At 64.8% G+C, this 23,175-nt stretch carries 19 protein-coding genes and 4 tRNA genes; 7 read left to right on the top strand and 16 right to left on the bottom strand.

The window, feature by feature from the left end; translation table 11 throughout:
* Window position 1 precedes the first annotated feature (1 nt).
* From G579_RS0102000 to gltX, 12 genes are all read right to left on the bottom strand, one after another.
* Window positions 2–787 carry an HpcH/HpaI aldolase family protein gene (locus tag G579_RS0102000; protein WP_028988852.1) on the bottom strand — a complete coding sequence of 262 codons (786 nt, stop codon included), beginning with the start codon at window positions 785–787 and terminating at the stop codon, window positions 2–4.
* On the bottom strand, window positions 771–2,003 hold the full coding sequence (locus G579_RS0101995; protein ID WP_028988851.1) for a type III PLP-dependent enzyme: 1,233 nt from the start codon (window positions 2,001–2,003) through the stop codon (window positions 771–773). Before G579_RS0101995 ends, G579_RS0102000 begins: the two co-directional genes overlap by 17 nt.
* On the bottom strand, window positions 2,000–3,823 hold the full coding sequence (locus G579_RS0101990) for an IucA/IucC family protein (RefSeq protein ID WP_155989708.1): 1,824 nt from the start codon (window positions 3,821–3,823) through the stop codon (window positions 2,000–2,002). Before G579_RS0101990 ends, G579_RS0101995 begins: the two co-directional genes overlap by 4 nt.
* Window positions 3,824–3,834: 11 nt before the next feature.
* A complete protein-coding gene (locus G579_RS0101985; RefSeq protein WP_028988849.1) occupies window positions 3,835–5,010 on the bottom strand; it encodes an MFS transporter in 1,176 nt (391 codons plus the stop codon).
* Window positions 5,007–6,818 (bottom strand): IucA/IucC family protein, encoded by a 1,812-nt coding sequence (locus tag G579_RS0101980; RefSeq protein WP_211218632.1) that lies wholly within the window; start codon window positions 6,816–6,818, stop codon window positions 5,007–5,009. The genes G579_RS0101985 and G579_RS0101980 overlap by 4 nt, the downstream gene beginning before the upstream one ends.
* Window positions 6,815–8,023 (bottom strand): ATP-grasp domain-containing protein, encoded by a 1,209-nt coding sequence (locus tag G579_RS0101975; RefSeq protein ID WP_028988847.1) that lies wholly within the window; start codon window positions 8,021–8,023, stop codon window positions 6,815–6,817. Before G579_RS0101975 ends, G579_RS0101980 begins: the two co-directional genes overlap by 4 nt.
* Window positions 8,024–8,101: 78 nt before the next feature.
* A complete protein-coding gene (locus G579_RS0101970; RefSeq protein ID WP_081662521.1) occupies window positions 8,102–10,231 on the bottom strand; it encodes a TonB-dependent receptor family protein in 2,130 nt (709 codons plus the stop codon).
* Between the two features lie 88 nt (window positions 10,232–10,319).
* Complete coding sequence (hemP, locus tag G579_RS18490; RefSeq protein ID WP_081662520.1) at window positions 10,320–10,514, bottom strand: hemin uptake protein HemP; 195 nt, start codon at window positions 10,512–10,514, stop codon at window positions 10,320–10,322.
* A gap of 423 nt (window positions 10,515–10,937) precedes the next feature.
* Window positions 10,938–11,013, bottom strand: a tRNA-Glu gene (locus G579_RS0101965).
* 53 nt (window positions 11,014–11,066) lie between these two features.
* The gene (locus tag G579_RS18905; protein WP_155989707.1) at window positions 11,067–11,225 is read right to left on the bottom strand and encodes a hypothetical protein; all 159 of its coding nucleotides are present in this window, start codon (window positions 11,223–11,225) and stop codon (window positions 11,067–11,069) included.
* A gap of 56 nt (window positions 11,226–11,281) precedes the next feature.
* Window positions 11,282–11,357, bottom strand: a tRNA-Ala gene (locus G579_RS0101955).
* Between the two features lie 37 nt (window positions 11,358–11,394).
* Window positions 11,395–12,813 (bottom strand): glutamate--tRNA ligase, encoded by a 1,419-nt coding sequence (gltX, locus tag G579_RS0101950; RefSeq protein WP_028988845.1) that lies wholly within the window; start codon window positions 12,811–12,813, stop codon window positions 11,395–11,397.
* A gap of 24 nt (window positions 12,814–12,837) precedes the next feature.
* Here gltX and G579_RS15285 point away from each other — a divergent pair, with 24 nt between their 5' ends.
* Genes G579_RS15285 through G579_RS0101915 form a run of 7 tightly spaced genes read left to right on the top strand, consistent with a single transcriptional unit; the run spans window position 12,838 to window position 20,484 of the window.
* The gene (locus tag G579_RS15285) at window positions 12,838–13,887 is read left to right on the top strand and encodes an NAD(P)/FAD-dependent oxidoreductase (RefSeq protein ID WP_051180716.1); all 1,050 of its coding nucleotides are present in this window, start codon (window positions 12,838–12,840) and stop codon (window positions 13,885–13,887) included.
* A gap of 33 nt (window positions 13,888–13,920) precedes the next feature.
* On the top strand, window positions 13,921–14,256 hold the full coding sequence (locus tag G579_RS18900) for a hypothetical protein (RefSeq protein ID WP_028988844.1): 336 nt from the start codon (window positions 13,921–13,923) through the stop codon (window positions 14,254–14,256).
* A gap of 1 nt (window position 14,257) precedes the next feature.
* The gene (locus tag G579_RS15280) at window positions 14,258–16,153 is read left to right on the top strand and encodes a lytic transglycosylase (RefSeq protein WP_162142953.1); all 1,896 of its coding nucleotides are present in this window, start codon (window positions 14,258–14,260) and stop codon (window positions 16,151–16,153) included.
* A gap of 10 nt (window positions 16,154–16,163) precedes the next feature.
* Window positions 16,164–17,813, top strand: a complete 1,650-nt coding sequence (locus G579_RS0101930) for a peptide-binding protein (RefSeq protein ID WP_028988843.1) — start codon at window positions 16,164–16,166, stop codon at window positions 17,811–17,813.
* Window positions 17,814–17,855: 42 nt separating this feature from the next.
* Window positions 17,856–18,839: an ABC transporter permease gene (locus tag G579_RS0101925; RefSeq protein WP_028988842.1), complete on the top strand. Its 984-nt coding sequence runs from the start codon at window positions 17,856–17,858 to the stop codon at window positions 18,837–18,839.
* Window positions 18,836–19,678 carry an ABC transporter permease gene (locus G579_RS0101920; protein ID WP_028988841.1) on the top strand — a complete coding sequence of 281 codons (843 nt, stop codon included), beginning with the start codon at window positions 18,836–18,838 and terminating at the stop codon, window positions 19,676–19,678. Before G579_RS0101925 ends, G579_RS0101920 begins: the two co-directional genes overlap by 4 nt.
* A 32-nt stretch (window positions 19,679–19,710) precedes the next feature.
* Window positions 19,711–20,484, top strand: a complete 774-nt coding sequence (locus tag G579_RS0101915) for an enoyl-ACP reductase FabI (protein ID WP_028988840.1) — start codon at window positions 19,711–19,713, stop codon at window positions 20,482–20,484.
* A gap of 95 nt (window positions 20,485–20,579) precedes the next feature.
* Here G579_RS0101915 and G579_RS0101910 read toward each other — a convergent pair whose 3' ends face one another.
* From G579_RS0101910 to G579_RS0101895, 4 genes are all read right to left on the bottom strand, one after another.
* Entirely contained in the window at window positions 20,580–22,493 is a 1,914-nt protein-coding gene (locus G579_RS0101910; protein ID WP_081662516.1) for a SurA N-terminal domain-containing protein, read from the bottom strand.
* Window positions 22,494–22,663: 170 nt separating this feature from the next.
* A tRNA-Asp gene (locus G579_RS0101905) sits at window positions 22,664–22,740 on the bottom strand.
* 19 nt (window positions 22,741–22,759) lie between these two features.
* Window positions 22,760–22,835: transfer RNA gene (locus tag G579_RS0101900), tRNA-Val, on the bottom strand.
* Window positions 22,836–22,845: 10 nt separating this feature from the next.
* Window positions 22,846–23,118, bottom strand: a complete 273-nt coding sequence (locus tag G579_RS0101895; protein ID WP_028988838.1) for an HU family DNA-binding protein — start codon at window positions 23,116–23,118, stop codon at window positions 22,846–22,848.
* Between the last annotated feature and the right edge of the window lie 57 nt (window positions 23,119–23,175).

Raw genomic sequence — 23,175 nt, 5'->3', positions numbered from 1 at the left:
CTTATGTGACGGAAGTGGGAAGCGTTTGCCTGAGACCGGCCACGTGAGCCTTCAGGGCCCGGAATGCCACGCCGCGGTCGTCGCCCAGGAGGAAAGCATGCACGCCCCGGGCAGCCCAGTGTTCCAACTGGCCCGGATGGCGCGGGATGGCGCAAAACGGTACGCCGCTACGACGGCAGCCATCGGCGACACGCTGGATGGCGGCCTGCACCCGTGGGTGCTGGACCTGAGCCGGCACGCCGTAGGACTGAGACAGGTCGATGGCGCCTTCGAGCACCAGATTCACGCCCGGCACGGACAGGATCTCATCGATGGCCTCCACGCCTTCACGATCTTCGATCATGAGCACGACCATGAGCTCGGCGTTGGCGCGCGCAAAATAGGTGGGCAGATCGATGGTGCCGAATCCGGTGGTACGGCCGCCGCTGATGCCGCGTGCCCCGCAGGGGTGATAGCGGCTCGCCTGCACCGCCTGTTCGGCCTCGGCGCGGCTGCGCACATGAGGCACCACCACGCCTTGGGCGCCGGAGTCCAGCACGCGCAGAATCACTTCGGGCATGACGCCGGGCACCCGCACCAGGGGAGTGATGCCGGCGCACTCGGCGGCACGCACCATGTTTTCCAGGGTTTCCGGATTGATGCAGACATGTTCCATGTCGATGATCACGAAGTCATAGCCTGCATATCCCAGCATCTCCACCAGGAGCGGCGACGGCACGGAATTCAGCAGGCCGAAGACGGTTTTCCCCTCGCCCAGTGCCGCCTTGAGCCTATTGGTTTGCAGCATGGCAGGACGCCTCCGTGGGCAGATACAGGTGCAAGGGGTGTGGGTGACGCAAAAAATCGTGATGGGAAATGTGCCAGGCATAGGCGCCCGCATAGGGGAAAAGCAGCAGGTCACCGACGCGCACCTGCTCCACGGGCACATCCACGGCCAGCACGTCCTTGGGCGTGCAGAGCTGGCCCACCACCGAGACCGCTCGCCGGGCAACCTGGGGCCGCGGGAAGGGATAGGGCCAGCGCTCCACCGGCAACACCTGGAACGGGTGACTGTGCCCCTGGGCATAGGGCGTACGGAAATGGTGGGTGCCGCCGCGACCGATGACGAAGGTGCGGCCGAGATTTTCCTTGATGTCCAGCACCTCCATGAGGTAGTAGCCGCAGGCGGCGCTCACATAGCGGCCCGGTTCGAAGCGGATGCGGCAGAATTCCATGCGCCAGTGCCGGACCAACGCGGCCAGACCGCCAGTGAAGGCCGGCCAATCGAACTGCCTGTCCGGCTCCCGGTAGTTGATGCCGATACCGCCGCCGACGTTGAGCTCCTCGATAGTCAACGCATGGCGCTCCTGCCAATCGCGCACCTGGCGGAAATAGCTTTCCAGCAGCTTCAAATGGGCCCGGGCGTCGAGCTGATGGGACAACAGATGAAAGTGAAAACCCTTCAGGTGGATTTCCGGATGCTGCTTGAGCCATGCCAGACACTGCGGCACTTGGTCGGCGTCGATGCCGAAGGGAGTCGGCCGCCCGCCCATGGTCAAGGTGGTCTCAGGCAAATCATGCAGGGGCAGGTTGATCCGCAACAGCACGGACACGGTCCGTCCGCGCTCGCGCGCAATCCAAGCCAAGCGCTCCAGCTCGCCCAGGCTTTCCACGTGCAGGCGCTCCACATCCTGCGCCAAAGCCTCCCGAAGCTCCTGATCCGTCTTGCCCGGTCCCCCGAAGATCACCGGTATGCTTGGAAAATGGGCGCGCACCCAGGCGAGCTCCCCACCCGAGGCGACTTCGAAGCCTGCCATCAAAGGCGCCAGTGTCTGCAGAATGGGCAGATCCGAGTTGGCCTTGATGGCGTAAAAGAGCTCGCAATTCACCGGCAGGGAGCGCGCCAGTGCCGCAGCGTGCCGGCGCAGGGCAGCGAGATCGTAGAGATAAGCGCAGAAGGGTTCGCTGGCAGCGGCCTGTGCCTGCCGCGCCGCTGCCGCAACACGGGAAAGATCGAGCTTCATGCCTGCGGCTCCTCGGCCTGGACCAGCGGGTTGGGCAGCGATATGTAGGTCACGCTGCGGTCGGGCCGCTTGAAAAAGCGGTTGATCAAATTGGCCTTGGCCGGCAGCGGCTGACCCGCCAGCAACGCATTGAGGCGGCGAGCCGAGCCGCGGTTGCCGTAGCGGCTCTGATACTCGCGCAACTGCTGGCGCACGATGCCCCACAAGCGTGCCTCCAGGGCAGGCCGCCCCGCCGCGAGCTGATCGATGGCCTCGCAGAAGTTATTGACGAAGAGGCAATAGGCAATGCGATTCCAGCCTTGCTCCTCGGCGTACCACAGCGCCTCCCGCGCCCGTGGGCTGATGCCTTCCAGGCGCTCCGCAGGAAAACGCTCCGGCACGAGTTTGACCCCCTCGAAATCGCGCAGAAAGACCTGGTCCGGCCGGCGATCGCGCAGGCCGATGAGGATGTTTTGCAAATGGGGCTCGAAGATCACGCCGTGCGTGAAAAAGCAGTAGAGCACCGGCGGAAGCACCTGCTCCACATAGTGGGCGAACCATCGCTCCGACGCCTCCTCCTGCGCCAGTCCTTCCGCCGCCGCGAAGGCATGCACGAGTGACCGGAGGCGCGCCTGGCCGATGACATGATTGCCGAAGAGCGCGCCGGCCAGCAGCGGCGTCACGCCGTCTTCCAGCAGGGCCGGCAGTCCCTGCCGCAGGATTGTGCCGAAACCTTCGGTGACCTCCTTATTCCACTGGACATCCGGGTGGCGCAGATCGACGGACTGATAGGCGGGCTCCTCCATGATGCGCAGCCCCGGGAAACGTCCCGCCAGGTCCGGCAAGATCTCCCGCATGATGCGCGTGACCTGCAATGCGCCTTCCAGCTCGTACGGGGCGTTTTTGCGCACGCAGTTGGTCACGCGCACGTGGAGCGAGAATTTATAGAAATAAGGATTGGCCGGATGGAATACGGTACGGATGGACGAGGTGGGGAAATAGGCCTCGCCCTGAGGGCCGAGATCGCGCAGCAGGTCTTGCCGCAAAGCGTTCCTGACCAACGGATGCGCCTGCAGATGCCGCGCTTGCCACGGGTGGACGGGCAGCAGGGCGAAATCTGCCGGCACGTGCAGATGAGCCGGAGCCTGGGCACCGACCACGGCATCGCAGGGCGCGGCCAGCAGGGACTGTTGGACCAGATACTCCCGACGCACGGCGAAATAGTGCAAGGGAAAGTGCGCGCGCAGCTCGGGCGAATAGCGCTGCTGATCCGCACTGGAGAATCCCTGCCGGCTTTTGGGCGCGGGATGGAAGGGATGGCCGTAACTCAGGGATTGCTCCGACTCCAGGTAAGCGCTGAGCGGCTCAGTGCTCCCGGTCATGGGCGCAGGGACAGCCAGAATGGCGGTGGTGACCTCCACGCTGTCGCGGATCTGCGCCAGCAGTTCTTCATTGAAAGGCCGCTCGTATCTGCAAGCAAGATCTTCGATCAGCAACACGGAAAGCGTCTGCCAATCCAGCGGGGCCCAGGCTTGCCCGGGCGCCTTGTAATAAGATGGCGATTGATAACGATAGTTGCCCGTGGGCGAAGCCCGTTCCACCACCACCAGCACGCGCGTATCGATGCGCGGCAGCAGGATGTGCATTGCCTGTCCCCGCGGCAGTGCCGCGCGCAGGGCCTGGGGCCAGTCGTTCTGGCCGAACAGCGGTCCGACGCTGACCTGCCCCTCCGGACTGGCCACCTCGCGGCAGTAGCAATTGAGCAGAGTCTCCAGACAACGCTGGCCGGCCTTGTCCTCGGCGAGCCGGGTTTGGTAGAAGCGTTGCAGCGTGTTTGACATCCCTTCCTCCATCAATCAGGTGCCAGCGTCCTGTGCCGATAAACGCTCAGGACGAGGAGATATGCGGCAGCCGAGGCGATGAGCCCCGCTCCCAGCAGAAACGGCGCACGCAGATCCAGTGCTTGCGCGCCCAGCCCGGCAAGCAGGCCGGCGAGCACCGCGCCCCACTTGGAACCGCTTTCCAGCCAGCCGAAGGTCTTGCCGGCATTGCCGGCATGCACCACGGACGCCACCAAGCCATGCAATGCGACGAAGCCCAGGGTCATGGCCACACCCATCGCCACACGCCAAAAGGCCAATCCCCACAGACTCTGTGCCAGGACTTGGCCAACGAGGGTGACGGCCAGTCCCAAGAATGCCAGCGCGAGTGCGGCGAGTCGCCTTTGCCCAAGATAAGTGCTCCACGGCGCGGCAATGACGAGGTACACCAGGTGGGGCAAGCCGAACAGCAGCCCGGCCATGCTCGCGGACAAGCCGGCGAAATACTGCTGGGCAAAGGAGACGAAATAAGGAAAGGTAATCACCGTCGCGAGCACGAACACGAACTGCAAGACGTAGACATGCTGCGGCGCCACGGACTCGCCAGGACTGCCCGTTGGCCGGACGGCGGCTTGCGCCCCCGGTGTGCCGGTCCATTCCGGCAAGCGCCAGATCAGAAACGCGGCCGCCAGGGGCAGCAATGCCAGATAGCGATAGAGCTCAATGGGCGAGTCCATGCCCACGAACAGCCCCAGCACCACGGGCGCCACGACCAAAGCGGCGCGGGCCGAGCCCTGCATCAGCGTCAGGCTGCGAGTCAGGGCCGACCCGTCGACGACCGTCGCCAGATAGGCGTTGGAAGCCGCGAAGGTGCCCCCGAGCAATCCCTGCAACGCGAGCGCCGCGAAAAACATGGCGGGGCTGTCGGCAAAACCGGCTAGGAGAAAGCTGCCCGCCAGGCCGAGCTGTGCCCGCAGGAGCAGGGCCCGTTTGCCGAAACGGTCCGCGAGCCGCCCCCACCAGGGGCTGCTCAGTGCCATGACGAGGGTCGGTACCACGTACAGCCAACCCGCCAGGTAAAGGGCATCGCTGTGCAGGGATTGGCTGAGGATCAGGCCAAAGAAAGGCGGCATGCCCAAGGCGGCAAAAGCGGCAATGAAGTGCCCCAGCATCACCGTGGCCACCACCCGTCTCTGCGCCTGGGTCATGACCACCTCAGGAAATTGGGCGCGCTCTTGCCATAGAACTTGTTCACATCCGCCGCCCCTGTAGTCTCCTTGCTTTCCAGGCTGGCGGCGCGCAACAGATACTTGATGTACAGATGCTCGTCCTCCAGCAGTACCCGGCGCGCCAGAGCCGTGTCCTCCCCCTGCCCCTCCAGGGCCGCCAGCACGTTTTCCAACTTGCCGCGCACGCGGGCGTACAGTGCCTCCCGTGTGCCGTGCCCCGCCTCCGCCAGGCTTTCCACCAGCGCCGCCACGTTCAACTGCAGGGTGATGGTGCTGAACATCTGCGCCAGGGGCAGCGCGCTATCCACGACGATGCGCCGGTCCTGCAGGCGGCCTAACCGCGGGGCCCAGTCCGGGCAGCGGGCGGCGAACATGCTTGCGCAGATGCGCCCGGCGTCGTTGTCCTTGAGCAGGAGACGCAGCCGCGGCTCCCGATCCGAGAGCACGAGCACCGAATTCTGCTGGTTGGATTCGAGGGCGATGCCGTAGCGTATCCAGAGCAGCAGATGCAGGCGCAGCGTCAAATCAAGGTAAGCATCGAAGAAATCCAGCACGCGTCCGGCGAAAAAGCGTGCCGCCAAGGATGCCATGACCAACCGGCCGTCCGGCGCGGCGGCGGGCAGGGCTGCCACCGGCACCAGATGACTGTCTTCCAAACCGTCCGGATAACGGCGCAGAATGAAGCCCAGAAAAGCTTGATGCGCCACATGCGCGCCCAAGCCCTCATCGGTGAGCAGCAGGCGGTCGCCGATAGCCGGCTCCCGGGCGGCGATGCTAGCCAGGATCTCCTGCATAACCTGTCCGTCACGGATGGTACTCGGCTTGATGGTGCGGATGTTCCGGGCGCCCAGGGTACGGATGGGCAGCGGAAGCTTAAGGTGCCAGTGCGGCGCGACCGCAGGCACGACGGTGCGCACCGACAAGGTCGGACTGACCTCCAGATGATCGCGGGGTGCCGGCATGATCCGGTCGCGCAGGCCGCTTTCAGCCAGGTAGCCGTCCAGTCGCGCCCACATGAAAGGATGCACGGGCAGCAAGGCGTGGCTTTTGCGAAGCGCCGGATCCAAGCCGACATCGGCGAAGCCCGGCCACCATTCCGCAGGCACAATGTCCCCGACGTACAGCGCCTGCGGCACCGCCAGCCAGCAAAGTTGGAATACGGGCTGGAACTCCGGCGCATAATGCGCGAGATCGGCGGCCGCGAAACCCAGCTTGGCGCGTGCCGTGGGATAAAACGGATGATCCTGGAAGGCCGCCCAGCGGTCGTAATGCAGCATGCGCGTCGACCAGTCGAGGCGGTCCAGGGCGTGTACCGCTCCAGCCTCCCCCTGCCAAGTCCGGGCGTAATGCCGCCGCGCATCCTCGCAGATTTCCCGGTGCTCGACGGCGGTCAGGCATTCGGCGGCAAAGTCGTCGAAGCGCCGGGCCGCTTCCGGCTGCAAGCCGTGCTGGAAACGCGCCAAAATCGCGGGCAGGTGTTGCAGATGCTCCAGACCGCGGCCATGCTCCCAGATGAGCACGAGCGCACGCAGGCGCCAATCCTGCATGAAGCGGCAACGCTGCACCGGCAGCCAGAGGCGCCCCTCTCCCAGATGGGTCACCATCAGCCACTGCCCATCCCGCAGCGCGGGCGGAAGCCGCGACGCAAAGGGCACCACTTCCCCCGTCACCACCTGCGCCCGGCTGACGCACTCGCGCACGTCCTCACGCAGCAAGGCATCCACCACCCGACGGCAGATGTAATCGGCATGCGTATCCCGACTGGCCATGACTGGCGCGGTCCTCATGGCTGCAGCTCCCAATGCAGGTCGGCGCTGGCGCGGTGCATGGCTTCCTCCACGGCTGCCGCACTCCTGCCTACGCCGCGCAAGACGCCCAGATAATCCTTGTTGGAGCGGCTCAGCGACACGGTCTCGCCGGCACTGCGCAGCGGCACGTAACTGAGAAGCGTTTCCAGCTCGGATCGAAAAAACGGTGCCGGCGCCTTGACTACCTTGCCCGCCTGCTGCGCCACAAAATACCGGATGGCGGCGGCCTTGCTGCTACCTTGCGCAAGCGCGAGGGACTCGCCCAGATGCAGGCGCAGCACGGTTTCGAAGTAAGACATGCCCAGCGCCTCCTGCATCAGGAAATCGCGGTGATCGCCGATGCTGCGGTAATTGATCTCGATCAGGCGCGGCCCGGCCGGCGTCAGGACGAATTCCGTGTGGCAGGCACCGAATCCCACCCCGAAGCGGGTGATCTGTTCCAGCACCGCCCTTTCCTCATCGCACCCGAGCCCCGTGCCCCACCGGGCTTCCAGTTCGATGAAATGGGGCGGCGGCGACAACGTTACCCGAAATCCGCCCAAAACGTGTATCTGCCTGCCGCTGCCCAGGGTTTCCAAAGTGTAGAGCGGTCCATCCAGGAACTCCTCGATCAGCAGCACCTGACCGGGTCGCCCTTTCCATATCGTCTGGCAGTGCGCCTCCAGCTCCGCGCGATCATGGGCCATTAACACCTGCTGGCTGGCCACGCCCTCGCGCGGCTTCAATATGCACGGGAAAGGCACCGCGCCCGCCACCTGCGCCAAGCTGGCCTGATCCCAGGCTTGGGCATGCCAGACCGTATCGATGGACTGCGATTGCAGATACGCGCGCATTTCCGCCTTGTTCTTGGCCCGGTAGCACACGCGCCAGTCCTTGCCAGGCAAGCCGAAATAGTCCGCCGCGATGGCCGTGCTGGTCTGCAAATGATCGCTGTTGGAAAAGATCGCCGCCGGCCGCCTTTTGCGACGGCTGACCGCGTCGATCACGGCGACGGGATTGAAAACATCGCAGGGCTGAATTTCATTGGGATAGGCATTCAACCCGGGCTGGCTGAAGTGCTGCCGGTGGGCCTCGGCGTGGTCCGTCAGCAGGACGACCGGCAGGCCGAGCGCACGCGCGGCGGGCAGGAAGCCCTCATTGACAGAGGGTGTCGGGACGTGCGCGATCAGAATCAATTCTTGCATGGATTCCTCCTGGAAACGCATGTGCGGATCGGCTCCGACGGGCTGGCAGGCTCACCGGCCAGCCCTGGGAGGCCAGTATCAGATGTTCACGCCCAGCTTCAGCAGATAGGCACGACCCGGCCCGGGCATGCGGCCAAAGCTGTAATCGACGCCGCGGAAGTAGTAATCCTCGTCGAAGATGTTGTTCACGCCCAGGCCGACCTGCATCGGCGTATTGTTCCAGCGGAATCCTTTGGTCACCTGGGCGTTCCAGAGCCAGTAGGCGGGAATTTTGCCCACCGAGCCCGTGGCATTTTCCGCTTCGGTATTCGCGGCGTCGGTATAGGCGGCGCTGAAATAGGAGCTGTTCACGTTCCAGTTCAGACTGCCCGTGCGATAGTTCGCCATGGTGGTGAACTGATGGCGGGAAGCAAAGGGCAGCTCCTTGCCCGCGGTGGTGCCGGACAACTGCTCCGTGTCGAGATAGGTATAGCTGGCCCGCAGATCCAAGCCGGGCAACGCGACCGGCGACCAGGCCAGCTCCGTTTCCACGCCTTGGTGCCGCGCCTCGCCCAAATTGCTGAAGCGGAAGCTGCCCCCGGAACGGTCCGCCTCGATCTTGTCTTTGAAGTCGATGCGGAAGGCGGTGACGCTGGTGCTCAAGCCTTCGGCCGGCGTCAGCCGCACGCCCGCTTCGTAGTTCTTCGCACGTTCCGCGCTTAGTTCCCCCTCGTAGACGATGTGGACGAACTGCACCGGGCGCAGGGATTCGTGATAATTGGCGAAGGCAAAGAGTTGGTCATTCATCTGGTAGCCGATGTCCAGACCCGGCAACAGGTCATTGGTGGGATTGCGGTCTTCGGCACCGGTCTGATTGTTGCGGTAATACAGCCTCGCTGACTCATAGCGCAAGCCGGGGGTAATCTTGAACCGGTCGTCCAGCAGGCTGAAGGTGTCGCTGGCGTAGAGCGCGATCGCATCATTCTCGAAGCGCCAGTCGCGCGGGACCGTGACCACCCCGCTGGCCAGACTGCGACTGTCCACAACGAAATCCACCTCCTCCCGCATGTAGCGCGCACCCAGCATGATCTTCTGCTTGGCGCCGGCATTCACGGTAAAGGTGTAGCGCGGTTCCGTGCCAAAGACCCAATAGTCCCTGGGCGAGGTGCTGACTGCCGTCGGATTGGCCGAATCCAGCGGCGAGCCAAAGCCGAACTCACGATGGCTGCGATGCCCGAAGTTGGTCCAGCTGAACTCGCTCTGATTGGCGAAGGCTTTGTTGAAAACCAGACTGCCGCGGACCGTGTCGCCCTTGAAGTAATCATAGGGGCGGGTGGATTGATTGCGGTCCTGATCATAGGCCGTGGGCGCCAGCGCTCCGGGCAGCTCGGTGTCGGCATCATAGTACTGGAGCCGGCCCCTGACCTCGGTGCTGTCCGTAGGCAGCCAGTCGGCATCCAACATGATGTTGTTGACCTTCGTATCCGAATGATCCCGGAAGGATTGGCCGTCGATGCGATTGGCCATGAGCTGGATGCCAAAGCGATCGGAGATGAAACCGCCGGCACGGGCGAAGCTGTCGGTCAGCAAATGACCGTTTTCCGAAATCGTGAGCGTCTCCCGGGCACCGACGCTGAACTTCTCGGGAATGGGCCTGGTGATGAAGTTGACCACGCCGCCCACGTTGTTGGGCCCGTAGTGCACCGCCACGCCGCCGCGCGCCACGTCGATGCGCTCCACCATTTCCATGGTCAGCGGAAACAGGGACATGCCGGTCTGCCCGTAGGGCGCCAGCGTGATGGGGATGCCGTCCACCAGGATCAGCGTCTGCTCGCTACGCAGGGGATTGAGGCCGCGCACGCCGATGTTGGGCAGAGTGCCCACCCCGCTTTCGTCCTGGGTGCGCACGCCTGGCACCAAGCGCAGGGCGTCCTCCACGGTGCGCGAGCCGGAATCATGCAGCTCGGTCTCGGTGACCACATCGCGCGCGCCGGGATAGGTCTTGATGGACTCTTCGGTGGGCGCGCCGAGCCAGTCGGCGGCAACCGTCACCTCCTTCAAGCGGGTGCTCTGGGCATCGCCACCGCTGACAGCGGCCGCGGCCTTGCTCCGCGTAGCGCTCTCGCTTTCCTTGTCCTGGCTGTAAGCTGGGATGGCGCCGCACGCCAGACCAATGGCGATGGCAAGCTGGGTGGTCACGAACGTGACCCGTTTGGAAGATCGCCGCATGTAACTCTCTCCTGGTTCAAAGCAAGCACTGATAAGTGGCTGGCTACCCTGGCCCAGGAGGGGCGGGATGGCTGGCTAAAGCAACGGTTTATTTGGTGAGAATCAATTTCCCGTTTCGGGTAATGCGCAAGCGGTACAGCTCTCCCTGATGCTCGATGACGAGTTCCCGCGCCGCGTGAAACAGCTCGCTCGTGCTCAAGCACGGTGGGCCTTGTTGCGCTTGCTCCCCTTCCGACGCTTTGCCGGTGCGTCGCTTGGCATCCGGTGCATTCTTATTGCTCATTGGAAACCCCGAATCGTATACGCTACGGCAGGCATAGTATTACAAATGCGAATCGTTATCAATAGCATTATTGAATTGGCCCTGATTGCGCTTGGCCGTGAAGCCGCGCCACGGTCGGGATTGGACATTCATCCGCTCAAGCCACACCTGCCATGGGCAACCACCCCCATGATGGACATCTGAAATAAAAGCACGGCGCGAATCGCCTTGGCATCAAAGTATCAGGCTGGAGCGTACGAGGTGCGCAGATCATCCGCAGCATGCAACCCGAAACACCGCCTCCCAGGAAGAAGAACTGCGTCCAGAGAGGGGTGCGGCCCTGCGCGGAGCCAAAACCGGCTATCCTCTGGCCGATCCAACCGCCCAGCGCTCGGCGCCAATAAAAAACCCGGCTCGGAGCAAGTCCGAGCCGGGTGATGTAGGTGGCGTCCCCATGGGGATTCGAACCCCAGTTACCTGCGTGAAAGGCGGGTGTCCTAGGCCTCTAGACGATGGGGACGCGGAAACGCGCTTAGTTTATTCGAGATGCCAAGGCCGCGCAAGGACGGCGGCTCAAGGCTTCTGCATGCTGGCGACGGCGGCGATGAGCAGCACGAAGAAGCCGATGGGGATCAGCATGAAGCCGTTGGTCTGCCACTCGTCGACGATGCCGAAGACGAAACCGACCACGATCAGCAACGTGCCAAAAACCACCAGGAGCTTGCCGGCCATGCGACGCCTCTAAACAATCAAGGCTAGACGGATCGTCTAGCCTGATGTCGGGGATTTGGTGGAGCCAGGCGGGATCGAACCGCCGACCTCTTGAATGCCATTCAAGCGCTCTCCCAGCTGAGCTATGGCCCCGATGTGGGGCGTAATTTACCTAGGCCCGCGGGCCGTGTCAAGTGTTCGTTCCGCTCCCCCCGGCACGTGCCCAATGCAGGGCGCGCCCCAGCCGCGCCAGGGTCTCCGCCCGGCCCAGCAGCGCCAGGGTCACGTCGATGGGCGGCGAGACGGCGCGGCCGGCGATGGCCACGCGCAGGGGCTGGGCCAGCTTGCCGAGCTTGGCGCCCGCCGCCTCGGCCACCCGGTTCACCAGCTCGTGAATGGCCGGTGCGCTCCAGTCCTCGAGCGCCTCGAAGGCCTGCTGCACGGCCTCCAGCAGCGGCAGCGCGTCAGCGGTCAGGTGCTTGGCCGCGTCCTTGGGCTCGTAGGCCGCGGGCGCCCGATAGAAGAACAGACTGTTGTCGGCCATCTCCACCAGGGTCCGGGCACGCTCCTGCTGGGTCCTGACCACCTCCGCCAGCGCCGGACCGGCGTCCGAATCCACGCCGCGCTGCTGCAGGAAGGGCCGCAGCCGCGCGGCCAGCTGCGCTGGATCGCTGTGCTTGATGTGATGGGCGTTCAGCCACAGGAGCTTTTCCGGGTTGAACACCGAAGCCGCCTTGTTCACGTCCTCGATGTGGAAATAGCGGATCATCTCCTCGCGGCTGAAGACCTCCTGATCGCCGTGGGACCAGCCCAACCGCACCAAGTAATTCAACAGGGCATCGGGCAGGTAGCCCTCGTCCCGGTACTGCACCACGCTCACCGCGCCGTGGCGCTTGGACATCTTCTGCTTGTCGGGCCCGAGAATCATCGGCACGTGGGCATAGCGCGGCGGCGTCGCGCCCAGGGCCTGCAGGATCTGGATCTGGCGCGGCGTGTTGTTGAGGTGGTCGTCGCCGCGGATCACGTCGGTGATGCCCATGTCCCAGTCGTCCACCACCACGCAGAAATTGTAAGTGGGCGAGCCGTCGCTGCGGGCAATGATGAGATCGTCGAGCTCGCTGTTCTGGAAGACCACGCGCCCGTGAATCAGATCATCCACCACCGTTTCGCCCTCGTCGGGACTGCGGAAGCGCACCACCGGCTCCACGCCTTCCCGGGGCGCGGTGCGATGGCGGCAACGGCCATCGTAGCGGGGCTTCTCGCCACGGGCGCGCTGCTCCTCGCGCATGGCGTCCAGTTCCTCCCGGGTACAGTAGCAGTGATAAGCCTGGCCGGCGTCCAGGAGCTGCCCAATGACTTCCCGGTAACGGTCGAAGCGCTGGGTCTGGTAATATGGCCCCTCGTCCCAGTCCAGCTCGAGCCAGCCCATGCCGTCCAGGATGGCCTGCACCGACTCGGGCGTGGAACGCTCCAGGTCGGTGTCCTCGATGCGCAGCACGAACTGGCCGCCGTGGCTGCGGGCATGGAGCCAGGAATACAGGGCGGTGCGGGCGCCGCCGATGTGCAGGTAGCCGGTGGGGCTGGGCGCGAAGCGGGTACGAACGGTCATGGACGATCCTATCGAGTAAGAACCATGGATAAAGATACGGATGTTATCATCATTGGCGGCGGCCCGGCAGGCCTGCACATGGTTTTCCAGGCCGGCCTCTACGGCATGCGCAGCCTGCTCATCGACGCCCTGCCCCAGCCCGGCGGCCAGTTGGCGGCCCTCTACCCGGACAAGCTCATCTACGACGTACCCGGCTTTCCCAGCGTCCTGGCCCAGGAGCTGATCGAACGGCTGCTGGCGCAGGCCGAGGCCTTCGAGCCCCGCTACCGCTGGGGAGAACGGGTGGACACCCTCAACTTCGCCGACGGCCGCTGGACCGTGGGCACCGCCCAGGGGCAATGGCGCGCCCCGGTGGTGGTGCTGGCCGCCGGCATCGGCGCCTTTGCGCCCAAAAGACCGCGCGCGGAAGGGCTGGAACACTACGAGCGGCTCGATCAGGTCCGCTACCAGGCGGATGCGGCGGCCGACTGGCATGGCCGCCGCATCCTGATCCAGGGCGGCACGGCCCAGGCGGTGGCTGCGGCCGTCGCGGCGGCGCAGACGGCCGCCGGCGTGGACCTCGTGCACCGCAAGGATGAATTCGAACTGCTGCCCCATCATGCCGAGCCCTTCCGCCAGCTGCGCCAAGCCGGCCGGATCCGCTGCCGCATTCCCTACACGGTCAATGCGCTCGGCGGCACCGACGCGCAGCTGAAATGGGCTAAACTCAAAGGATACGGCACGGCGGACGTCACCGTGGAAACGGATCTCTTCCTGCCGCTGCTGGGTTTCGGCGCCGCGCTGGGCCCGATCAAGGATTGGGCGCTGCCCCTGCAGGCCGGCGCCGTTGCCGTCGACCCGGCGAGCATGGAAAGTCCGCAGCGCCAATTATACGTCATCGGCGACATGGCCGCGTATGCGGGCAAGGCCAAGCTCATCGTGATCGGATTCAGCGAAGCGGCCATTGCCGCACGCCATGCTTTCAACTATATATACCCAGGTACACGCTTACCCACGGCCTATTCGTCCAACATCGGGCCGCTGGACCTCGGCAGGACGCGTCCGCGCCAAGCCGAGGATAGTACAAAAATTTGACGCACTCAGACCTAGATCTTACCATGTGCTGCCATGCAAGCCTGTAACACCGCTCTGCTTCACACCCTGCGCACCGGTCGCGTATCCCGCAACAAGGACTACGGCCTGCTGGCGCACGCGGACGGGCTGCACACCTATCGGCTGCACCAGCGCCTGCTCGGCCTGAGCCGGCGCCTGTGCGCCAGCGGGCCGGATCAGCAGCGCATCGAAAGGACAGGTAGCCAAGAAATCCGGATCGAAATCCACGGCCTGCCCGGCAATGGCCGGGAAATTGCCTATCTCGATCCGTCAGAGGCCCAGGTGCTGGCCGCATACTCCATTCCCGAATGGAGTCGGACGGCCATCGCCGCAGCCACGGGAGGTAGATGACATGCGAGCCCTACTGCTACTATTGCCCGCGCTGGGCCTGAGCGCCTGCGCCCACGTCGATACCACGGCCACCGCGCCGGCGCAAGCGTCCCAAGTCCCCGCCGCCCCCCAGGATCTCCAGGCCGCTGATGCCGCCAGCAGCGTCCAGCTGCAAAAATCCCAATCCAAGCGCAGCAAAGCAGGACAAAGCAGCGCCTCCACGGCCTACGCCGGCGAGGGGAGCTACCCGACCCTGGATCTGCAGGAAGAAGAAAGCACCATCTGGGAGCACCTGAACGGCGGCTTCCAGATCAGCACATTGTCCCGGGTCGAAGTGGACTACTGGCGCGAATACTACAGCCAGCGCCCCAAGCTGATCTCGGCCATCTTCGAACGCTCCAAACCGTTCCTGCATTCCGTGGTCAAGGAGGTGGAAGCACGCGACCTGCCCATGGAGCTGGCGCTGCTGCCCGCCATCGAGAGCGGCTTCCATCCCTTTGCCTATTCCCGCAGCCACGCCTCGGGACTGTGGCAGTTCATTCCCATCACGGCCAGCCGCTTCAAGCTCAATGCCGACGACTGGATGGATCTGCGCCGTGACGTGAACGCCTCCACCAATGCCGCCTTGGACTACCTCACCTACCTGCACGGCTTCTTCAACGGCGACTGGCTCCTGGCCATCGCCGCCTACAACGCCGGCGAGGGCCGCGTGCGCAAGGCGGTGGAGAAGAACCTGGCGGCTGGACTGCCGACCGACTTCTGGAACCTGGACCTCCCTCGGGAAACCCGGGACTACGTGCCGCGTCTGCTGGCCATGGCGCAGATCGTGCGCGAACCCCGCAATCACGGCCTGACCCTGCCGGCCATTCCGGCCGCGGCCACTGTCGCCTCGGTGCCCATTCAGGAGCCGCTGGACCTGGGCGTGGCCGCCCGCATCCTGGACATGCCGGTGGATGACCTGAAGCTGCTCAACCCCGGCCTGAAGAAATTTTCCACGCCGCCGGACCGGGAATACAAGCTGGCCATTCCCAAGGACAAGCTGAAGAATTTCACCACGGCGCTGGCCCAACTGGCCCCGGCGGACAAGCAGCCCTGGGAGCGCCACGTGCTGGCCAAGGGCGAGACCCTGGAATCGGTGGCCCGCCGCTACGGCGTGGACCCGGACCAGCTGAGAAAGCAGAATCCGCGCGAAACCGGCAATTACCGGGCCGGGGAAACGCTGCTGATCGCCCAGTCGCCGGTGCGCTACCCGAGCAGCTTCCTGGCCTCCGCCGGCGAGTCCATCAGCGCGGCGGAGCCGGGCAAAGCCAAGCCCAGCGCGCCGGTATTGGCCGGACTTTCGGGCGGCAACGTCCCGCAACGCATCTCCGCCAGCGCCTTGTCGAGCCTGGTCAATGGTACGCCCAAAGCCCATAGCGCGGTCCTGGCCGAGAGCAACCGGCGTTGGAGCAACGCCGAGCCCGCCGGCAAGATCCGCGAAGTGGTCGTGAAAGCGGGCGAGACCCTCTTCCGCATCGCCAAAAACGCCAACGTGCCGCTGGAAGACCTGCGCCGCTGGAACCGCTTGGCTGCCGACGACCAGATCCGACCCGGCCAGCGCCTGGTCCTGACCGACAGTGGCACAGCCGGCAACGGCCAACTGTTCAGCCGCACCGGCCCGACCCCCCTGGCCAGCACCCCCGGCATCGGCATGCCCAGCAGAAGCAGCCGCGATGACGCGGATGCGGAGCACGCCGGCCAGACCAGGAAGATCACCTACGTGGTGCAACTGGGCGATACCCTGTGGAGCATCGCCCGGCGCTTCAATGTCGCCTTCCACCAGCTGCTGGCCTGGAACCGCCTTGGCGAGCGCCCGGAACTGCGCCCCGGCGACAGCATCACCCTGTACGTCGGCAAGCAGGCAGGCAAGGGCGATTAGCCGGCCGACGATGCGCCCGGCCGCCCGACTTGCCCTGCTGCTTTTTCTGGCGGCCGGCTTGAGCGCCTGTGGCGGCGGCTCCAAGCCCGCGCCCCACAACAACCGCCTGCTGGATACCCCGCTGCCGCCGGCCACCGGGGGACAGCTGCGCAATGCGGTCGGTGCCGACGCCAGCAATCTCATTCCCTTCATCGGCGCGGACTCGGCCTCCCACGAGATCGCCGGCTACCTGTTCAACAGCCTGCTCAAATACGACAAGAACCTGGAATTGGTCGGCGACCTGGCCAGCCGCTGGACCGTCAGCCCCGACGGGCTCACCCTCACCTTCACCCTGCGGCCCGACATCCGGTGGGCCGACGGCGCGCCGCTCACCAGCGCGGACGTGCGCTACACCTTCGATACCATCATCGATCCCAAGACCCGCACGCCCTACAGCAGCGACTACGAACTGGTGGCCTCCCTCAGCACGCCCGATGCCCGCACCGTCGTGGTCCGCTACAAGGAGCCTTTCGCCCCCGCCCTGTCCACCTGGGCCGCCCTGTCCATCCTGCCGGCCCATATCCTGCGAGGCCAAGACATCAACAACACGCCCTTCGCCCGCAATCCCGTGGGCAGCGGCTTCTATCAGCTGGCGCAGTGGGTGCCAGGCCAGTTCATCAATCTGCGCTACAACCCGAGGAGCTTCGCCGGCCGCCCCTTCATCGACCGGATCAACTACCGCATCATGCCGGACCCGGCCGCCCAGTTCCTGGAATTGAGCGCCGCCAATCTGGACCAGATGGGACTGAGCCCGGTCCAGTACACCCGGGTTTTCCCGGCGCGCCCGGCCCTGCGGGAATCCTTCAACACCTACAAGTACCTGGGCAACAATTACACTTATTTGGGCTTCAACCTGAAGAAAGCCCCCTTCAACGACCGTCGCGTCCGGCTGGCGCTCGACTACGCCATCGACAAGGACGAACTGATCAAGGGAGTGGCGCTGGGCCAGGGCTTGCCCATTGCCGCTCCCTTCAAGCCGGGCACGCGCTGGTATCCGGCCGATCTGCGGCCCTACCCCTACGATCCGGCCAAGGCCCGGCAACTGCTGGCCGCGGCCGGCTGGCGCGATTCGGACGGCGACGGCTGGCTGGACAAAAACGGCCGCCCCTTCCGTTTCGAGATCGTCACCAACAACGCCAATGAATCACGGCAACTGGCCGCCACCCTGATCCAGCGCCGCCTGCGCGCGTTGGGCATCGACGTGCGCATCCGCCTGGTGGAGTGGGCGGCCTTCCTGAGCCAATTCATCCACACCGGCAACTTCGACGCCGTGATCCTGGGCTGGAGTCTCTCGCTGGATCCGGACCAGTACAGCATCTGGCACTCCAGCGAGCAGGGCCCCGGCAAATTCAACTTCATCGGCTACAGCAATCCCGCCGTCGACCGGCTGCTGGTCGCCGGCCGCCGGGAAATGGACCTCGACCGGCGCGTCCGCATCTATCATCGGTTCGCCCGGGAACTGCATGCCGACGCCCCCATCGTGTTCCTCTACGCCCCTTACTCGCTCGTAGCCGTGCACAAGCGGGTGCGCGGGATCGAGCCCGCGCCGGCCGGCATCGGCTACAACCTCGAGCAGTGGTACATCCCCAAGCCCCTGCAGCAGCTTGCCCTGCAGCCGTAGGAGTAGCCCCTGTCGCCGGGGCCATAGTATGATGCTGGCACTATGCTGAGCTACATCGCCAAACGCCTGGCCTGGATGCTGCCGATACTGCTGGGGATCACCCTGATCTCCTTCGTCATCATGCACCTGGCGCCCGGCGACATCACCAGCACCGAGGCCAGCCTGGACCCGCGCATGGGTGCTGAGGCCCGCGAGCGCCTGCGTGCCGCCTACAACCTGGACAAGCCCCTGCTGGTGCAGTACGGCCTCTGGCTGGAGCGCCTGGTGCATCTGGACTTCGGCAACTCCTTCGCCCCCGACGGCGCCAAGGTCATCGACAAAATCGCCCAGCACCTGCCCGTCACCCTGCTGATCAACGCTCTCGCCATGCTCCTGATCCTGGCCGCGGCCATTCCGGTCGGTGTCGCCTCCGCCGTGCGCGCGCACTCCAGCTTCGACCGCATCACCACCGTGCTGGTCTTCATCGGCTTTGCCATTCCCAGCTTCTGGCTGGCCTTGATCCTGATGATCTGGCTCGGGGTGGAGCACGCCTGGCTGCCCATCACCGGCCTGGCCAGCCTGGACCACGACCAACTGCCCTTCTGGGAGCGGCTGTGGGACAGCGCCCGCCACCTGGTGCTGCCCGTCTTCATCTCGGCCATCGGCGGCATTGCCGGCTTCAGCCGCTACATCCGCTCCAACACCCTGGAAGTGCTGCGCCAGGACTACATCACCACCGCCCGCGCCAAGGGCCTGCGCGAGCAGCAGGTCATCTACACCCATGCCCTGCGCAACGCCCTGCTGCCCACCATCACCATTCTGGGCCTGTCCATTCCCGGCCTCATCGGCGGCTCGGTGATCGTGGAAAGCCTCTTCTCCATCCCCGGCATGGGCAAGCTTTTCTACGATGCCGTGCTCATGCGCGATTTTCCCGTGGTCATGGGCATCCTGGTCATCGGCGCCGTGCTCACCCTTCTGGGCAACCTGCTGGCGGATCTGGCCTATGCCTGGGCCGACCCGCGCGTGCGCCGGGGTTTGAACGCATGAGCCTGTGGCAGCGCCTGCGCCGCAACCCGACCGCCGTCCTGGGCGGGCTGGTGATGGCCGCCATCGCCCTCCTGGCCCTGGCCGCGCCCTGGGTAGCCCCCTACGACCCCAACGCCATCGACGTGAACGCCATCCTCAAGCCCCCGTCCCTGGCCCATCCCATGGGCACGGACCGGCTGGGCCGGGACGTGCTGTCGCGCATGATCTACGGCGCCCGCATCTCCCTGTCCGTGGGCTTGGTGGCCGTCGGTTTGGCCACGCTCATCGGCGTGCTGCTCGGCGCCATTGCCGGCTACTACCGCGGGCTCACCGACAGCTTCATGATGCGGCTGGTGGACATCATGCTGGCCATCCCCACTTTCTTCCTGATCCTGGCCGTGATCGCCTTCCTGGAACCCAGCATCTTCAACATCATGGTGGTCATCGGCCTGACTTCATGGATGGGGGTAGCACGTCTGGTGCGCGCCGAATTCCTGGGCCTGCACGACCGGGAGTTCGTCCTGGCCGCCCGGGCCCAGGGCGCCAGCGACCTGCGCCTCATCTTCCGGCACTACCTGCCCAACAGTCTGGCCCCGGTCATCGTCACCGTCATCCTCAGCATTGCCGGCGCCATCCTGGTCGAATCCGGCCTGTCCTTCCTCGGCCTGGGCGTGCAGCCGCCCGCCGCCAGCTGGGGCAACATCCTGACCGAGGGCAAGGAATACATCCAGTTTGCCTGGTGGCTGTCCGTCTATCCCGGACTGGCCATCCTGGTCACCGTACTCAGCTACAACCTGCTTGGCGAGGGGCTGCGCGACGCGCTCGATCCGCATCATGAGCGCATGCCTGATCGTCCATGAACCCGTTTCGATGATCGACACAAGGAGAATGTATGGGATTCCTGCAAGGTAAGAAGGCTTTGATCGTCGGCGTCGCCTCCGACCGCTCCATCTCCTGGGGCATCGCCCAGGCCATGCAGCGCGAAGGGGCCGAACTGCTGCTGACCTACCAGAACGAGCGCCTGCGCGAGCGGGTGGAGAGCCTGGCGGCCGAACTCGGTGCGCCCGCGCCCCTGCCCCTCGACCTGGGCGAGCAGGAACAGCTCGATGCCGTGGTGGCCGACATGCAGCGGCGCTGGGACGGCCTCGACATCGCCGTGCACGGCGCCGCCTTCGCCCCGAAAAACGAGCTGGCCGGACCCTACATCGACGCGGTCACCCGCGAGGGCTTCCAGATCGCCCATGACGTGTCCAGCTACAGCTTCACGGCGTTGGCCAAGGCCTGTCGGCCGCTGATGCAGGGCCGGCGGGGGGCTCTGCTGACCCTGAGCTATCTGGGCGCAGTGCGCGCCATGGAAAACTACAACGTCATGGGGCTCGCCAAGGCCAGCCTGGAGGCCAGCGTGCGCTACCTGGCCCACTCGCTCGGCCCCGAGGGCATCCGCGTCAACGCCATCTCCGCCGGCCCCATCCGCACCCTGGCGGCCAGCGGCATCAGCGGCTTCAAGAGCATCCTCGACCATTACGAGCAGCACGCCGCACTCAAGCGCAACGTCACCATCGAGGAAGTCGGCAACGCAGGCGCCTTTCTCTGCTCCGATCTGGCGTCCGGCATTACCGCCGAAATCACCTACGTGGACGCCGGCTACAGCGCCATGGGCATCTAGCTAGCAGCACTCCCACCCGGGCCGTACCCGCGGCAGGCAAACGAAAAGGCGTGAGGGAGACTCCCTCACGCCTTTCGTATTGGCCGGCTGAGCGGCTACAGCTTGTCCTTGTAGACCTTGATTTCTGCCTTGGCGCGCAGGGTCTGCAAATAGCTCCTGAACGCCTGATTGCCGCGCTGGTTTTGCAGGAAATCCGCGATCTGCTGACGGATGGGCGCCTGCAGGGTGTCCGGCGCCGGCTTGTTCACCGCATCCACGCTGTACACGAAGGCGCCGCCCGGCATGCTGGCCGTGCCGACGCTGACTTTGCCGGCGGCCGGCGGCGGCGCCTTGAAAATGGCCATGGCCAGGGGCTGCGGCAGTTGCTCGGCGTTGCGACGGGACACAGTGGCGGCGTCCACCTGATAGCCTTTGGCTCGCGCTGCCTCGCTGAGGCCCTGTCCCGCCTGCACCGCCTTCAGCAGCGCCTGGGCGTTCTCCTTGGCCAGCGCCTCCGCCTTCTGCTCCTTGAGCAGCGTGCTGATGCGCTCCTGCACCGCCGCCAGATCCTGCTGCTTGGCCGGCTCACGCGCCGCCAGATGCATTGCCAGCACGCGCCCATCGGGCAGATCCACCGCATCGCTGTTCTTGCCCTGCAGCACTTTGGCCGAAAAAGCCTGGGCGACCACGTTGGGACTGGCAAACACCCCCTGGGCCGGACCGTCGCGCGTCAGCCAGTCGCTCTGCTCCACCTGCAGCCCGAATTCCTTGGCCACTCCTGCCAGCCCCTGGGTCTGCTGGGTGAACAGCACGTCCTTGAAGTTCTCCACGGCGGCATCGAAGGCCTGCTCGGCCTTCTGGCGACGCACCTGATTCTCCAGTTCGGCGCGCACGTCCTCGAAGGGCTGCGTGTGGGCCGGACGGATCTCTTCCAGCTGAATGATGTGGAAACCAAAGGGAGTGCGCACCGGCGCGCTGATCTCGCCCGGCTTCAGCGCGAATACGGCATCCTCGAACGGCTTGACCATGGTGCCGCGCCCGAAGAAGCCGAGCTCGCCGCCCTGCGCGGCGGAACCGGGATCCTGCGACTCCGCCTTGGCCAGGGCGGCGAAATCCGCGCCGCCGCGCAACTGCTTGACCAGGGTTTCCGCCTTGCCCTGTGCCTGCTTCACCGCTTCGGCACTGGCATCCTGCGGCACGCTGATCAAAATGTGGCGGGCGCGACGCTGCTCTTCCACGGTGAAATTCGACTTCTGCTTCTCATAGGCCGCCTTCAGCTCGTCCTCGCTGACCTTGGCCTGCGCTGCGAACTGCTCGGGTCCCAGGATCACGTAATTGACCTTCACCCGCTCCGGCAGCTTGAACTCCGCCTGGTGCGTTTTGTAGTACTGCTCCACCTCCGCCGGGGTCACGCTCACCTGGGCGCTGAAGGCCTGCGCCGGCAGAAAGGCCACCTGGACATTGCGCGTTTCCTCGCTGATCGCGTACAGGGCGGCCACTTCCTGCGGCGTCGTCAGCGGCGCGACGGTGATGCCCTGCTCCAGTTGGCGCACCGCCAGTTCCTCGCGCACCTGCGCCTCGAAGGCGGTGGGCGTCAGTCCCTGTTGCGCCAGCAGTTGCTCATAGCGCTGCTTGGAAAAACCCTTCTCGTCGGAAAAAACCGGCAATCCCTGAATGAAGCGCACCACCTCGGCATCGGTGACCTGCAGCCCCAAGCGCTTGGATTCGTTCACCAGTACCTGGTAATTGATCAGGGCGTCCAGCACCTGCTCCTTCAGCTTGAGCTGTTCCAGCATCTGCGGGGTGAAATCCTTGCCCAGCATCTGCCGATAGCGTTCGCTTTCCTGCTTGTAGCGCTCTTGGAAGATCTTCTGGCTGATGGGCGTGCCGTCCACCTCCGCCACCTCGGTTTTGTCCGGCCGATCCGTAAAATAGTCGCCTACGCCCCACAAGACGAAAGACAGGGCAATCAGCACCAACAGCAGCTTGGCCACCCAGGACTGGCCAACATTTCGAAACGCGTCAAGCATAGGTCAATGATCCAATTCAGAAGGCGGAAACGAATTCGCGCTACATGATACCCAAATCCTGTCGGCTAAACAGTACTTTCAGACCATTTCCTGCCGATTCTGCAAGCGGCAGGAGACGGATGCCGCAAGCAATAAAAAAGGCGAACCTTTGCAGATTCGCCTTTCGGTTGTGGCGGGGTGGACGGGGCTCGAACCCGCGACCTCCGGCGTGACAGGCCGGCATTCTGACCGACTGAACTACCACCCCTGATTTTGGACACTCACACTGGTGGGCGGTGAGGGGTTCGAACCCCCGACATTCGGTGTGTAAAACCGACGCTCTCCCAGCTGAGCTAACCGCCCTGAAAGATGCTTATCCTACCGCATCCTTCAGCGTTTTACCAGCCTTGAATTTAGGCGTCTTGGAAGCCTTGATTTCAATCTCTTCGCCGGTGCGCGGGTTGCGGCCCTTGCGGCCTTCGCGGGCAGCAACGGAGAAAGTGCCAAAGCCGACCAAAGTCACCTGATCACCCGCAGCCAGCGCTTCGGTGATGGCTTTGACGGTCGCGTCAATGGCATGGCCAGCGGCGGTCCTGGAAATGCCAGCACCTTGCGCTACTTTTTCCACGAGTTCAGATTTGTTCACGTTTTACTCCCCCTTTAGTTGTTTGTGTGCCTGGATATCTATATAGCAAGCCCGCGA

The sequence above is a fragment of the Thermithiobacillus tepidarius DSM 3134 genome, assembly GCF_000423825.1.
GTDB classification, from domain to species: Bacteria; Pseudomonadota; Gammaproteobacteria; order Acidithiobacillales; family Thermithiobacillaceae; genus Thermithiobacillus; species Thermithiobacillus tepidarius.
The sequence above is the reverse complement of the archived record's forward strand: the minus strand, read 5'-3'. Positions and strand labels throughout refer to the sequence as shown.

Coding starts and splice junctions, on each gene's coding strand:
- G579_RS0102000 (WP_028988852.1), bottom strand. CDS start 787: ATGCTGCAAACCAATAGGCTCAAGGCGGCACTGGGCGAGGGGAAAACC.
- G579_RS0101995 (WP_028988851.1), bottom strand. CDS start 2,003: ATGAAGCTCGATCTTTCCCGTGTTGCGGCAGCGGCGCGGCAGGCACAG.
- G579_RS0101990 (WP_155989708.1), bottom strand. CDS start 3,823: ATGTCAAACACGCTGCAACGCTTCTACCAAACCCGGCTCGCCGAGGAC.
- G579_RS0101985 (WP_028988849.1), bottom strand. CDS start 5,010: ATGACCCAGGCGCAGAGACGGGTGGTGGCCACGGTGATGCTGGGGCAC.
- G579_RS0101980 (WP_211218632.1), bottom strand. CDS start 6,818: ATGAGGACCGCGCCAGTCATGGCCAGTCGGGATACGCATGCCGATTAC.
- G579_RS0101975 (WP_028988847.1), bottom strand. CDS start 8,023: ATGCAAGAATTGATTCTGATCGCGCACGTCCCGACACCCTCTGTCAAT.
- G579_RS0101970 (WP_081662521.1), bottom strand. CDS start 10,231: ATGCGGCGATCTTCCAAACGGGTCACGTTCGTGACCACCCAGCTTGCC.
- hemP (WP_081662520.1), bottom strand. CDS start 10,514: ATGAGCAATAAGAATGCACCGGATGCCAAGCGACGCACCGGCAAAGCG.
- G579_RS18905 (WP_155989707.1), bottom strand. CDS start 11,225: ATGGCCGGCAAGCTCCTGGTGGTTTTTGGCACGTTGCTGATCGTGGTC.
- gltX (WP_028988845.1), bottom strand. CDS start 12,813: ATGACCGTTCGTACCCGCTTCGCGCCCAGCCCCACCGGCTACCTGCAC.
- G579_RS15285 (WP_051180716.1), top strand. CDS start 12,838: ATGGATAAAGATACGGATGTTATCATCATTGGCGGCGGCCCGGCAGGC.
- G579_RS18900 (WP_028988844.1), top strand. CDS start 13,921: ATGCAAGCCTGTAACACCGCTCTGCTTCACACCCTGCGCACCGGTCGC.
- G579_RS15280 (WP_162142953.1), top strand. CDS start 14,258: ATGCGAGCCCTACTGCTACTATTGCCCGCGCTGGGCCTGAGCGCCTGC.
- G579_RS0101930 (WP_028988843.1), top strand. CDS start 16,164: ATGCGCCCGGCCGCCCGACTTGCCCTGCTGCTTTTTCTGGCGGCCGGC.
- G579_RS0101925 (WP_028988842.1), top strand. CDS start 17,856: ATGCTGAGCTACATCGCCAAACGCCTGGCCTGGATGCTGCCGATACTG.
- G579_RS0101920 (WP_028988841.1), top strand. CDS start 18,836: ATGAGCCTGTGGCAGCGCCTGCGCCGCAACCCGACCGCCGTCCTGGGC.
- G579_RS0101915 (WP_028988840.1), top strand. CDS start 19,711: ATGGGATTCCTGCAAGGTAAGAAGGCTTTGATCGTCGGCGTCGCCTCC.
- G579_RS0101910 (WP_081662516.1), bottom strand. CDS start 22,493: ATGCTTGACGCGTTTCGAAATGTTGGCCAGTCCTGGGTGGCCAAGCTG.